The sequence below is a fragment of the Legionella stuttgartensis genome, assembly GCF_977063405.2.
In genome coordinates, this window is the sequence record NZ_CDRUHA020000093.1 from 98,851 (window position 1) to 111,981 (window position 13,131).

The following is a 13,131-nucleotide window of genomic DNA, read 5'->3' on the forward strand; positions in this document are numbered from 1 at the left end:
TCAATCAGGACTCTATATGATTAAAAGCCTAATGACGAAAAAGATATGGGGCGTTGTTTTTCTTGTTGTCATCCATCAAGCGGTTTGGGCAGCCCCTGGACGTATTTTTAAAATTACAGGTAACGGAGCTCCTGTGGATATTAACGTTACCTTATGTCCCAATGCAAAAGGACCTGCGAGCTGTCAAGATTATAATGTTTCCACTGTCAATTTAAGCTTACTAACTACTGTGCCAAACCATACCTATCCCTTCGCTGGAATCAAGATTAACTCTCCTTATTATTCAATAGCAGCAGGTTGCACTCCCTTAAGCAATGGATTTTGTATGTTTTCAGTGAGTAACTCCTCACCTGCCATTATTCAAATTAAAGTTCCTGATTACATTATTATTGGTGCAGGTACCGCAGGTGCTCTTCTCGCTAAAAAATTAAGCGACGACTTTAATACTTCAGTTATTGCCTTGCATAACGGATCGAATTTGGATCACGATCCCCTGATCAGTCTCTCAAAAAATGCCCTGATTACGTTATTATCAGGATTAGTTGGTCCTCCGTTATATGTGCTCACTAATACGATTCCACAACAATTAGATGCAAATCGAATGTTAAACTGGGTCTATGCAGTACCTCTGGGTGGAGCATCATCGATAAATGTGGGGGCTTGGTGTCGCGGTACAAATCAAGTTTACGCTCAATGGGAAGCAGTAGCAGGACCGAACTGGTCTTTGGCAAATATTCAGAATACCTATGTTGAATTAGAAAAATACATGGGCAAAACTACAAATCCTGCCAGCCGAGGATTTAACGGTCCACTCCCAATTAGACAAGAAAAAACCCCTACTTTAGTATCTACTAAATTTACGAAAGCAATCATGAATGCTACTCATGTAGGTTTTGTTCTTGATTATAATGATCCCATGACCCCTATTGGAGCTTCATCTCAATTTCAATACACACAAATGGGGACAGATGGCGCGTTACGAGCCAGTAGTTCGCGGGTTTTTTTAAACAATACGGTAATGGATAAGGATGGCAATGGCGTTAATGGACGTCAATTGCGTGTATTATTTCATGCTACTGCAAATAATGTGATTTGGAGTGGCAACAAGGCTGTAGGAGTGACTTATTATCATAATGGCACACCCAAAAAACTATATGCCGCAAAAGGAGTTATTGTAAGTGCTGGAATTAAGAGCAGCTCGTTTTTAATGCGCTCTGGAGTAGGACCAGCCGCTGTATTACGGTCGCTTAAGATTCCTGTAGTCTATGATAACCCCAACGTAGGAAAAGGATTGGCGGATCAACCTCATGTCATACTGATCTATACTTCTAATCCTAATGACACCCCTTCATCACTAGTGCTTCAGATTGCGGGCAACATTATGTCTGCTTTAGCAAATACACCTATTGGACAACAATTTATTAAATATATTGGCTCTCGGGTAAATGCACCCAATGGTGTATTTTCGCAAATTGCAATGTTGCCGAATCCGAATGGAACTAATCCTGGAGTACGTTCTATACGATTTGCCTCAATAAATCCGATTCCAGGCATCACAGTGGTCTTATTGGATCTGGTGCAACCAGCAAGCCGCGGTTCAATTGTGATTAACAGCAGTAATCCTTTTGTAGAGCCCAGCATGGACTTAGGCGAGTTTCAAGCACAATCGGATCTCACTCTTTATATTAATGCATTTCAAAATTACATTAAAAATATCAATACACAATTACAAATTATTGATCCTACCTATCAAATGATTTACCCCGACCCCTCGGTGCTTGACGATGTTCCTCAATTAACAGATTTTATAAAGCAAGGATTGGGAAGTAACATGGTTTTCCAAAGTCATTGCCGAATGGCCCCCTTAAACCAAGGAGGTGTTGTTGACGGTACCGGGCATGTGTACGGAGTACAAAATCTTATTGTAGCGGATAATTCAATTGTTCCTGTTCCAATAGATGGTACTACTATGGCGACGGCATATTTGATCGCAGAAAAGATAGCGAATATTTTACAAGAACAATAGATGAGGCATTGTTGGTGTTGATTAATCAATTAACGAAACTCGAAATCTCGAAAAAACTATTGAAACTACTACCTTTTCAACAGCTTTTTTCGGGATTATGGGGCATATTTAGCAATGCAGTAACTTTTGCACTTTCAAAGAAGAAAACACAAATTCCATCAATATCTATACGCTGATCCTCATCCTGAACAATATGTTTCATATAAAAACTAGTACGAACTATATATTCACCACGAGAACCGATATAACTTAAATCAGGAGTCATACTATTAGTGCTAACCACAAGGGTCATTTTTTTATGCAAAATGTTATCAAGTACTGATATATAACCTAATGCATTTAAAAAACAGCTGACAATTATGTTTCCCGACTCTAATAATGCAGATTCTTCAAGACTTCCCAGTTGCGTTGTCGATCCAAGCTTCCTCCGCAAAAGAACATCACATAATCTTAAAGCGGATGTTACTGGTAAAATAAATGAACCAATGCCCTCTAAAGTACCGATCAAGGGAGTAGTCATAATAATCGCGCCTCCCATTTTAGGATTAATTTGAGCTACCTCTTCTTTGATATTATCTTTTATACTGCTCTGCACCTCACATACTTTAACGCTCACATCCACATGAGCTAGCGTCATCTGTTGATCTAATAACCCTGAAAGTGCAAAGGTTGCTTCTGAGGCTGCAAAGCTCATTAATTCATTAAATCGTTTCCCTATCTTCATAATAGTTCATCCCGCATGTTTAGATTTTAAACTTAGAAAAAGTTCGTCGACATCTATAATTAAAATCGTCTCACCTGAGCCTAATAATGCTGTGCCAGAAAATAATTTACTACCTCGAATACTTGGATTGATGGGTTGGGTAATAATTTCTTCCGTGGTCAGCAGTGTATCTACAATTAAACCCAATAGTTCTTCTTCTTTTCTTAAAACAATTATAAATTGCCGTTCTTCTTCTACTGCTCTTTTTTCCTTAAAAAGAACAGACAAACGTAAAAGAGGAATATTCATTTCATCATACACAAAAGCTTCTTGGTGCAAAAGACGTGCTGTCTCATGAAATGGTATCGTTATTAAACGTTCTATACCATTTAAGGGGAGTGCATAAGTCTGATTGCCTTGCCGTACCAATAAAACAAGAATAACTGTTAAGGTTAAAGGAATTTTTATCGAAAATTGAGTCCCCTTTCCCTTTTCGGTCGCAACTTCTATCGACCCATTAATGGATTCGATTGTCTGCTTAACAATAGATAAGCCTAGCCCTCTACCTGAAATATCTGTCACTTTTTCCGCAGTGGAAATCCCATAAAAGATTGCATTGGTGACTTCTGCTTTTGCAGCTGTTGTGGATAATAAATTGTGGCGGACAGCAATATTTTTAATCGCTTCCAGATCAAGTCCAGCCCCATCATCACTTACTTCAATTACTACTGATTCTTTCTGGCGTTTAGCTCTTAACGTGATAATTCCCTCTTCCGATTTTTTTTTCGTCTTTCTAATATCGGTAGCTTCTAAGCCATGATCAATCGCATTTTTGATTAAGTGGGCAAGAGATTCACTTATCCCGTCGATTAATGAACGGTCCACCTCGATTTCTCTGCCTTCCGTGTGAAACGCCACCTGTTTTTTTTGTTGTTTAGCGAGATCTCTGACCATACGAGAAAATCGATCGAAAACAAATCCTATAGGGACTAGTCGTATTTGCATGACGTAATACTGTAACTCATTGAGTGTTTGATTCAGAATACCCACGGTGGCAGTTAATTCAGAGGATTGAATGGTTTCGCTTAAACTTTCCAACCTCATTTTGTTAATAAGTAATTCTTTCGTTAAATTGAGCAATTTATCGAGACGGTCAACGTTCACTTCGATGCTGGTGATTGATTCCATACTACTAAATGATTCGATCGCAGAGAGATCCGCTGCTTGCTTCTCATTATTCGTTAATACCAAACTAATTTTTTTAATTATTGTTTCTGTATCAAGCTCTGGCTGTCCCCCAGAGATTTCTTTCAGGTTTTCTTTTAAAAAATCAAAGCAATTAAATAAAAGATTAATACACTTTTTAAGTGGAATTTTTTTCGTGCGAATCGCATCTAACAAATCTTCAATAGCATGATTTAAATTTGCTATTTTTTGAAATCCCATTGTGGCAGAAATACTTTTGAATGTATGAGCATTGCGAAAAATATCTTGTAGATTTTTCTTATTGTCTGGATGTTTTTCCCAATTAATAAGAGCCAAATTCATATTTTTAATATGAGCATTTGCTTCACTAAGAAAAGCTTCCATATATTTATTTATGTCTTCATTCATTTACAACACCTATAGAGAGTTATAAATATTTCTTAAGTTCATTTTTAATTTGTTCAATCTCAAAAGGTTTTTGAATATATCCTTTTGCTCCTAAGGTTTTACACTGCTCCTTAATCGATGCGTGACCAACTGATGTAATCATTAATACGTTCAAATGGGGATATTTATGATGGATACTTTCTAAGAGTTTTATTCCTTCTATTTCACTTGCATTCATAACTATGTCTAATAACACGAGGTCGGGGGATTTTTGTTTGAGATGAAGTAAAGCGGCTTGTTTGCCATCAGCCTCTATGATTTCGAGGTCAGTGAAATTACCATTTAAAATATCTTTTAAAATTATTCGCATGAAATTGGAATCATCTACAATCATCACCATCTTCCCCATTATTTTCTCCTCAACAGAGATCTACCCATCTCGTTCTTAGTTTCCGGGAAACCATTCTTTTAACCACGTTCTATGACTGATAACTTTACAAGTTCCTCTTGAGCTAAAATGCCAGATAAATTTAATAAAATGATTAAACGATTTTCATAAACAACAATTCCACCCACATATTTTTCATGAATATTTACAATACTGGATGGATTTTGATTAATATCTGCACTATTTACCCGCAAAACCTCTACCACTTCATCAACAATGAGACCAAAAATTCCACTTTTTTGTTTTGTTATAATAATATGCTTCGGATTTTCGTTATTGAGACTGGGAAGAGAAAAAAGTGTTTTAATATCAATAATAGCGACAATATCACCACGTACATTGATCAAACCGCGCATAAAATAAGGAGAGTCAGGAAGAGGAGTGATAGGGACCACCTTAATAATTTCTTGTGCGTCACTGATTGGTATACAAAATTCTTCATTCCCGGCTCGGAATACTATAAGTTGCACTACCTGCTGTTCTTTTGATTGAAGTATTAATGGTGATTTATTCGGCATTATTCACTCCTGAGTAGTGCTTCAGAAGCCATATATGCTACTTTGAATCGTTTCAAAGCTGTTCTTAACTCATCAGAAAGAACTGATAAATTCGAAGCGGACACAGACATTTGTTGCATACTGGCTGTTTGTTGCTGAATTGACGAGGACATCTGCTCTGCACCAACTGCAGCTTGTTCTGAAGTTGCCGATATTTCTTCTGTTGTTTTTGCAACCGCTAGGGCTGCCTTGGCCTGTTCTGATGTAGCCGTAGAAATTTCTTGCGCTTTAACTGTGATTTCTTGAGTACCTGAACTGATTTGGCTAAGAATCCTTAATGCTTCATTGACGATATCGATTGATTCCGTAACTTTTTGTGTACCAGTGGTCATGCCTTCAACCACCTGTGTCGTTGATTCAAGAATGGTATTAACCATTCCCTCAATTTGGACCGCAGCTTTTTTAGTACCTTCCGCAAGTTTTCTAATTTCATCAGCCACAACAGCAAATCCTCGACCCGCTTCCCCTGCACGCGCCGCTTCTATTGCCGCATTTAATGCGAGAAGGTTCGTTTGATCGGCAATACCTTTTGTCGTACCGACGATAACCCCAATTTCTTTGGCACGTTTATCTAGATCTTTTACCGTATCGGTATTCGATTTCACAATATCATCAATGGACTTCAGCCTTGTAGCCGCCTGTTTTCCTGCATCGGTTCCCCTGCTTGCAAGTTTTGCTGCTTCTTGGGTTACTTCCGCTGCAGTACGTGAATTGGTAGCCCCTTGTTGAATGGATTTAGAAAGTTCCGTTACGATTCGCGTACTCGATTCTAGTTTTTTCGCCTGTTCTTTCGCCCCAACAGCTATTTGTTGTGTGGTGCTCGCCGCTTGTTGTAAAGTCGTACTGACTTGCTTGGAAATATCCGCTAACTGTACTGACGCGCTTGAAACTTTGGTAGAGCTGTCCATAGCAAAACGAATCAACGCACCTAAATCATCAAAAGACTTATTCAGTGCATCGGATAAGGTTCTAATATCACCTTGAGTTTCAATACTGACTCGTTGCGACACATCTCCCATGGAAAGTGCCACCGCAAGACGAATAACCTCTTGCACCGGTGTAGCAATTGAATTAAGAAGGTTATTTAATTTATCTACGATATCTTTCCAACTGCCTCCCACACCCTCAACATTCGCGCGCTCATTTAATCGGCCTTCTTTACCCGCTACTTGAGCAACACGAGATACTTCGCTTGCTAAGCGATTGAGGTCATCCACCATTTTATTAATGGTTTCTTTTAGAAGTAATACTTCCCCTTTGGCTTCAACAGTAATTTTTTGCGTCAAATCCCCTGCGCTAATTGCAATAGCAACTTTTGAAATATTACGCACTTGATCAGTTAGGTTAGATGCCATCGCATTAACGTTCGCGGTTAACTCTTTCCACGTTCCCCCTACTTCTGGAACTGATGCCTGACCACCTAATTTTCCTTCGGTACCCACTTCTTTAGCAACTCGGGTTACTTCAGCGGCAAAAAGATTTAAGTTATCAACCATCTTGTTCAGTGTTTCTTTAAGCTGAAGAATTTCGCCGCTTACCTCAACAGTGATTTTTTGATTAAGATCTCCATCAGCAACTGCCGTTGCGACTTGAGCAATATTACGCACTTGGCTTGTTAAATTTGCTGCCATTGCATTCACGTTATCGGTTAATTCTTTCCATGTTCCAGTCACCCCCGGAACCTGTGCCTGTCCACCTAATTTACCTTCAGTACCCACTTCTTTCGCGACTCGTGTCACCTCGCCTGAAAAGGATCGTAAGTTATCCACCATGTCGTTAATGGTATTTTTTAACTCTGATACTTCACCTTTTACTTCAACGGTAATTTTTTGATTAAGATTGCCGCTTGCTACAGCTGTCGTAACTTGGGCAATATTGCGCACTTGGCTCGTTAAATTTGCAGCCATTGCATTCACATTATCGGTTAATTCTTTCCATGTACCTGTCACATTAGGCACTTGCGCCTGACCACCTAATTTTCCTTCGGTACCTACTTCTTTTGCAACACGGGTTACTTCTGAGGCAAATATCGTTAAGCTATCGACCATCTTGTTAATGGTTTCTTTGAGCTGCAATACCTCTCCTTGGACTTCTACAGTAATCTTCTGATTCAAATCACCTTTTGCAACTGCTGTAGCAACTTGGGCAATATTACGTACTTGACTTGTTAAATTAGCCGCCATCGCATTAACGTTATCCGTTAATTCTTTCCAGGTACCTGTAACACCTGGCACTTGTGCTTGACCACCAAGTTTTCCTTCCGTACCCACTTCCTTCGCCACCCGTGTTACTTCTGAAGCAAAGATGGTTAGACTATCCACCATTTTATTAAGTGTTTCTTTAAGCTGCAGCATTTCTCCTTGAACTTCCACCGTTATCTTTTGATTAAGATCACCTTTCGCAACAGCAGTCGCAACCTGGGCAATATTGCGCACTTGGTTCGTTAAATTAGCAGCCATCGCGTTGACATTATCGGTTAACTCTTTCCAGGTGCCTGTAAGACCAGGAACCTGTGCTTGACCACCTAATTTACCTTCAGTACCCACCTCTTTCGCAACCCGAGTTACTTCACCAGAGAATGATCTCAAATTATCGACCATTTTGTTGATCGTATTTTTCAACTCCAACACTTCGCCTTTTACTTCAACCGTGATCTTTTGATTGAGGTCCCCGCTGGCAACCGCAGTAGTTACTTGTGCGATATTACGCACTTGGCTGGTTAAATTTGCAGCCATCGCATTGACGTTATCGGTTAATTCTTTCCAGGTACCTGTAACACCAGGAACCTGCGCTTGACCACCTAATTTGCCCTCGGTACCGACTTCACGGGCAACACGAGTCACTTCTGAAGTAAAGCTACTTAATCCTTCCATCATACTATTATAAGAATCAGCTATTTCCCCAAAAATATCATATTGATCTTTTTTTAGTCGCTTGGACAAATCACCTCGTCTCACAGACTCAATCGCCTCGAGAATATCGCGCAATCGACTCTCCATTAAGGTCTTACTTTTGGGAAGATCGAACGGTCGTTCATTCATCTCAACTTCTTGCCTTTCTTTTTGCCGCGACATTCTTAATTCCATTTAAGAGATAATATGATAAATATAGTAACAAAATGTTTTTTTTACAAAAAAATGAACTTTTCCGGGTTGAGAAAGAAAACCCGTTTATTTACGTCTATAATTAAAGAAATAGGATCTTTAAATATGGGAAATGGACAATAACTATCAGAGCTTGCGGGAAGCATTAGCCTCACAGAAAAAAATCAATAAACAACTGAGTGCTCGCATTCGTCAATTGGAACGTAGGGAAGATGAGTTAAAAAAAAAAATCAGGAACTGGAATCCTTTGCCTACATTGCTTCTCATGACTTAAAAGCACCATTACGAGCGATTGAAAAACTTTCAATTTGGATTGAGGAAGACAATAATCGTAAATTCGATGCCCAGTCAAAACTAAATTTTGCTTTATTGCGAAAACGTATTGCACGTATGAAAAATCTAATTGATGGCATATTGCTCTATTCACGAACGGGTCACACCGACCTATCTACCAGTTTAGTTGATACTAAAATTTTATTGGAAGAAATCCTCGATAGTCTTCAGCCAGATAATCAATTTAAAATCATTTTAAATGGCGATTTCCCTACTTTTTATACTCCCCGTCTTTCTCTAAGCCAGGTTTTATCCAATTTAATTAGTAACAGCATAAAACATCATAATCAGGCGACAGGAAATATAGAAATAGGTGTGCAAGAAACTGAACTTCATTTTTATAAATTTTACGTTGCAGATGATGGCCCTGGTATAGAGTCCATTTATTTTGATAAAATTTTTCAGATGTTTCAAACGTTAAAATCAAACAATGAATTAGAATCGTCCGGAATTGGTTTGAGTATCGTAAAAAAAATTGTGGAATCACAAAGAGGAACGATTGTGGTGCAATCAACCCTTGGAAAAGGGACAACGTTTTATTTTACTTGGCCAAAATATCCGCTTAACAATCCCCTTCAGGATCCGGAATAATAGTCATGACAGAGCTCCGAAGCCTACGATGATTAAAAAACTTACGTTGAATGCCCACTCGAAACAATTACCTTAGCTACTGCTGGATTTTAATGAATTCCAGTGGGTATGCACAGACTTATCCACAGAAAATGGGGATAAGTTATTGAGCAATGAAACAATATAAACCCTAGAAGTCTTATTAGATAAGGATCATTCAAAAATTACACCTGCTATAGGTAGCGTATAAAGTGAGTAGGTTGAAAGATATCCACAAGGGAAACATTGAGATACATCTAGAAAGATGGTCGACTATCATATCTAAAAAAATAATTTAAAAACAGTCTTGACGAGATAATTTTTAATTTTTTTCATTTCAGGAGCTTCTGACCTTTTTTGTCTGCAACACTAGATCAGTTTCTTATGGCTTATCTTCATTTAAAATTTCCAATAGATTCATAAGCATTCGATGTTCATTGTGAAAAAAAACAGAATCAGCTATCTTGGTGAACAAATAATAGAAATGAATCTACTGTCACACAGAAACCTAAATTTGAAAGTGATAACTTAGTTGACTCATTTGCAAAGGATTTCAATACCCCATTTATGGGGAGCGAGGAGGGAATATTTATGCTTAAACAAAAAATTACGGATTTTTTTTCACCATTTTTTTCCATACGTTCTTTTTTTATAATTTTTAGTTCAGTGATGATAACTTCGAATGCAGGCCATACAGAATCTGCTGCAATAAGTCACCAAGCGAAGCAACAATACTCAAATGGGTTTCATCCCTTTTTAACCCTCTCAGGTGGCGTAGCCGAAGCCAAGACAGGACATTCTCAAACCATAAATAGGGACGGTGATTTCACAACATACCAATATACGTCTAGACATTCACATTCAAATAGGATGTTATGGGGGGGAACAATTGGAAGTGAGGTTCTTGTTGATCCACAATGGGCTTTGCAGCTTGGTATAAGCTTTTATAGACCTAATAATTTTTCAGGCAGCGGTATCTTAATACAAGGTGTTGATGAGCAATCAGCTGATGAGTTCACATATCATTATAAAATAAAAAGCAGTCAACTTTTTTTTGAAGGGAAGTTACTGCGCTCTGTTAAAAATATTTTTCATCCCTATGTATCTCTAGGCCTTGGAGCGGCTTTCAATAAGACTTCAAATTATCAAACAAGTGTCCCACCTTTTTTAACCTTCACCCCAGAATTTGAGGATCATAAAACAACGAACTTTGCTTATAGTCTTGGCCTAGGCATCGATTTAGACCTATGTAAAAACTGGCGCTTAGGACTGGGGTATCGTTATGTCGGCTTAGGTGAAGCGAACTTGGGTGATGGAATACTTGATGGGATGACGTTCACTCAGACTTTAACGCTACCCCATCTTTATATGCAAGAGGGTATAGTACAAATAAGCTATTTAATTTAGGAACTAGGAACATGAAAAAAAACAAATGGATGTCCTCTTTATTTCTATTTATTAGTGCCACTTCGTTAAGCACTATGAGCTATGGAGTTGCCTATAATGTCGTACCCAAAGCGGGTACTATATTACCTACTCAACTGGTTTTAGGAACTACAGCAACAGCATTGTACACAGTAACTAATAATACTCGCCGTACTCTTCCCGCTGGATTTGTTAAATATTTGCCACCTAACGTGAGCCAAGTACCAGCGGATGCAAATTATCCTGATTTATGTGGCGCAAAATTTACTTTATTACCCGGTGCTAGCTGCACATTAGAACTTACTGTTTCTGGGGCTGTTAATCCACAGGATCCGGATCCTCATCATCATCTTTTTGTTTGTAGTCCAAATGTTCCAGCCTGTGCGGGAACAAATGAACCCTTGAATGTAAAGGCATTAAAACCTACAGTAAAAGGTGTAGTGCAATCTGGCAATGTTTCTGCAACGCCCCTCGTGAATGCAAGTGTTACAATATACAGAGCTAACTCGACCTCCTCCATACCTATTGGTAACGCAACAACCAATAATTCTGGACAATTTTATATGTACATTCCTCCTGAACAAATACCTAAAGCAGCCTCATTTTATGCAGTCGCGCGCCAGGGAAACAATACAAAACTTGTGACAATAATAGGCGAACGGCTTCTTCCAGTGATTACGATTAACGAATTGACGACCGTAGGTGCAGCTTTTTCGATGGCGCAGTTTTTTTACAATGGACAAATTAAGGGTACGTCATTAGGTTTAAAAATTGCTTCAGGCATGAATGATAATTTAGTTTCACCAGTTCAAGGTACCTTATCAAATGTGATTACAACATCACCAAATGCGAATCAAACGAATACAATGCGGTCCCTTAATAATTTATCTAATTTAATTGCCTCTTGTGTACGCAATTCCCAAGGTGCTTGTACTTCTCTTTTTACATTAACAACAATCAATGGTTTTGCACCCACTAATACCTTGGATGCGTTGTTAAATATCGCGCATAATCCAGCGAATAATGTCTTAGGTATTTACATCCAATCGAATAAATTTTCGCTTTATCAGCCTTCTCTAAAAAATAAACCCGATGCTTGGACTTTAGCTGTAAAGTTTAATAATTCAGGCAGTTTAACCGCTCTTTTTGGTGGACCCGCTAAAACCGTTTTTGATAAGAACGGTTATGCTTGGATCACTAATAATGTGATTCAAGGTACTCCCAACTCATCGAATTGGCTTATCGTTTTAAAGCCGAATGGTCAACCTGCGGATGGAGCGAATGGCACCCCAACATCTCCCCTATTTGGCGGCGGTCTTTTAGGTAATGCTTTTGGGATTACTATTGATACTAGAGGATCGATATGGACAGGAAATTTTGGATGGGGAAGTTGCGATACATGTTTGCCTCCAGGAGGTGAAGGTAGTGTTTCTCAGTTTTCGCCAACGGGAATTCCGATTTCAGGTCCTCTTGGCTACATTTCATCTTTATATAGGACTCAAGGTACCATTTCCGATCCAGATAACAATATTTGGATGGCCAGTTATGGCAATGATAGGATTGTCGTTTACTTAAACGGAGATCCAAATTCTGCAATTTATTATCAAGAACCTGCAAATAGTGGACCTTTTGATATAGCCATTGCTAAAGATGGATCTGCGTGGGTGAGTAACAGTAAAACCACAACTGGCCATACAGGTTCCATAATTAATAAATATGTGATTTCTGGAACAAAACTCATCAAAACATTGGAAGTTGAGTTACCGGCTGGTAGCTCGACACGAGAAATTTCTCTGGACTCACACGGTAATGCATGGGTGGCCTCTACAGGAGACTCCACAATCTATAAAATTGCTCCGAATAAAAATGTTGTTGCCTATAATAATCGAGGAGGTATATCTGGCCCATGGGGAGTTACTGTTGATGGTGATAATAATATTTGGGTCGCTAATTTTGAGGGCAATGGCTTACCTCCAAAATATTCAATTTCTAAGCTTTGCGGTGTTAACACAGCCAAGTGTCCGGTGGGTCTAAATACAGGGGACGCAATATCTCCCTCTACTGGATATACCTTACCTAGTGCCGGGAGCCAAGTATTGCTGGCAGACGGGACCCCGCTTAATGGCGCGGGCGGACCTCCCAGTTTTAATCCTTTAATGCGTCTTACCCATGCAATTTCAGATCAAGCAGGAAACATTTGGGCTGCAAATAATTGGAAACCTCTTCCTTATAGTAATAATTACTTTAATCCTGGTGGTGATGGGATGGTGGTATTCATAGGGATTGCTGCACCTCCCAGGTAAGACAAAGATCAGCGGGGTTTTCTAACCCCG

10 protein-coding genes are annotated in these 13,131 nt (G+C 38.9%); 5 read left to right on the forward strand and 5 right to left on the reverse strand.

Annotation, left to right across the window (positions count from 1 at the left end):
• The first annotated feature begins 16 nt into the window (after window positions 1-16).
• The gene (locus tag ACWTEW_RS30605) at window positions 17-2,026 is read left to right on the forward strand and encodes a GMC family oxidoreductase (RefSeq protein WP_454781742.1); all 2,010 of its coding nucleotides are present in this window, start codon (window positions 17-19) and stop codon (window positions 2,024-2,026) included.
• A gap of 76 nt (window positions 2,027-2,102) precedes the next feature.
• Here the strand turns inward: ACWTEW_RS30605 and ACWTEW_RS30610 are convergent, their stop codons facing one another.
• The 5 genes from ACWTEW_RS30610 to ACWTEW_RS30630 form a co-directional block, all read right to left on the reverse strand.
• Window positions 2,103-2,750 (reverse strand): hypothetical protein, encoded by a 648-nt coding sequence (locus ACWTEW_RS30610; protein ID WP_454781743.1) that lies wholly within the window; start codon window positions 2,748-2,750, stop codon window positions 2,103-2,105.
• Between the two features lie 6 nt (window positions 2,751-2,756).
• Entirely contained in the window at window positions 2,757-4,343 is a 1,587-nt protein-coding gene (locus tag ACWTEW_RS30615) for a chemotaxis protein CheA (RefSeq protein ID WP_454781744.1), read from the reverse strand.
• A gap of 19 nt (window positions 4,344-4,362) precedes the next feature.
• The gene (locus ACWTEW_RS30620; protein WP_454781745.1) at window positions 4,363-4,716 is read right to left on the reverse strand and encodes a response regulator; all 354 of its coding nucleotides are present in this window, start codon (window positions 4,714-4,716) and stop codon (window positions 4,363-4,365) included.
• Window positions 4,717-4,790: 74 nt separating this feature from the next.
• Window positions 4,791-5,288, reverse strand: coding sequence for a chemotaxis protein CheW (locus ACWTEW_RS30625; protein WP_454781746.1), 498 nt, complete (start codon window positions 5,286-5,288; stop codon window positions 4,791-4,793).
• Window positions 5,288-8,401 carry a HAMP domain-containing protein gene (locus tag ACWTEW_RS30630; RefSeq protein WP_454781747.1) on the reverse strand — a complete coding sequence of 1,038 codons (3,114 nt, stop codon included), beginning with the start codon at window positions 8,399-8,401 and terminating at the stop codon, window positions 5,288-5,290. Before ACWTEW_RS30630 ends, ACWTEW_RS30625 begins: the two co-directional genes overlap by 1 nt.
• Before the next feature lie 142 nt (window positions 8,402-8,543).
• Between ACWTEW_RS30630 and ACWTEW_RS30635 the strand changes: the two genes are divergently transcribed.
• The 4 genes from ACWTEW_RS30635 to ACWTEW_RS30650 all read left to right on the forward strand — a co-directional run bounded on the left by ACWTEW_RS30635 (window position 8,544) and on the right by ACWTEW_RS30650 (window position 13,101).
• Window positions 8,544-8,705, forward strand: a complete 162-nt coding sequence (locus ACWTEW_RS30635; protein ID WP_454781748.1) for a hypothetical protein — start codon at window positions 8,544-8,546, stop codon at window positions 8,703-8,705.
• Between the two features lie 116 nt (window positions 8,706-8,821).
• Window positions 8,822-9,355 (forward strand): sensor histidine kinase, encoded by a 534-nt coding sequence (locus tag ACWTEW_RS30640; protein ID WP_454781749.1) that lies wholly within the window; start codon window positions 8,822-8,824, stop codon window positions 9,353-9,355.
• A gap of 609 nt (window positions 9,356-9,964) precedes the next feature.
• Entirely contained in the window at window positions 9,965-10,780 is an 816-nt protein-coding gene (locus tag ACWTEW_RS30645) for an outer membrane protein (RefSeq protein ID WP_454781750.1), read from the forward strand.
• An 11-nt stretch (window positions 10,781-10,791) separates the two neighbouring features.
• Window positions 10,792-13,101 (forward strand): Vgb family protein, encoded by a 2,310-nt coding sequence (locus ACWTEW_RS30650; protein ID WP_454781751.1) that lies wholly within the window; start codon window positions 10,792-10,794, stop codon window positions 13,099-13,101.
• The last annotated feature ends 30 nt before the right edge of the window (window positions 13,102-13,131 follow it).

Excerpts from the sequence above, each read along its gene's own strand:
- ACWTEW_RS30650 (WP_454781751.1), top strand. The coding sequence starts at position 10,792 with ATGAAAAAAAACAAATGGATGTCCTCTTTATTTCTATTTATTAGTGCC.
- ACWTEW_RS30630 (WP_454781747.1), bottom strand. The coding sequence starts at position 8,401 with ATGTCGCGGCAAAAAGAAAGGCAAGAAGTTGAGATGAATGAACGACCG.
- ACWTEW_RS30635 (WP_454781748.1), top strand. The coding sequence starts at position 8,544 with ATGGACAATAACTATCAGAGCTTGCGGGAAGCATTAGCCTCACAGAAA.
- ACWTEW_RS30645 (WP_454781750.1), top strand. The coding sequence starts at position 9,965 with ATGCTTAAACAAAAAATTACGGATTTTTTTTCACCATTTTTTTCCATA.
- ACWTEW_RS30640 (WP_454781749.1), top strand. The coding sequence starts at position 8,822 with ATGAAAAATCTAATTGATGGCATATTGCTCTATTCACGAACGGGTCAC.
- ACWTEW_RS30615 (WP_454781744.1), bottom strand. The coding sequence starts at position 4,343 with ATGAATGAAGACATAAATAAATATATGGAAGCTTTTCTTAGTGAAGCA.
- ACWTEW_RS30620 (WP_454781745.1), bottom strand. The coding sequence starts at position 4,716 with ATGATTGTAGATGATTCCAATTTCATGCGAATAATTTTAAAAGATATT.
- ACWTEW_RS30605 (WP_454781742.1), top strand. The coding sequence starts at position 17 with ATGATTAAAAGCCTAATGACGAAAAAGATATGGGGCGTTGTTTTTCTT.
- ACWTEW_RS30625 (WP_454781746.1), bottom strand. The coding sequence starts at position 5,288 with ATGCCGAATAAATCACCATTAATACTTCAATCAAAAGAACAGCAGGTA.
- ACWTEW_RS30610 (WP_454781743.1), bottom strand. The coding sequence starts at position 2,750 with ATGAAGATAGGGAAACGATTTAATGAATTAATGAGCTTTGCAGCCTCA.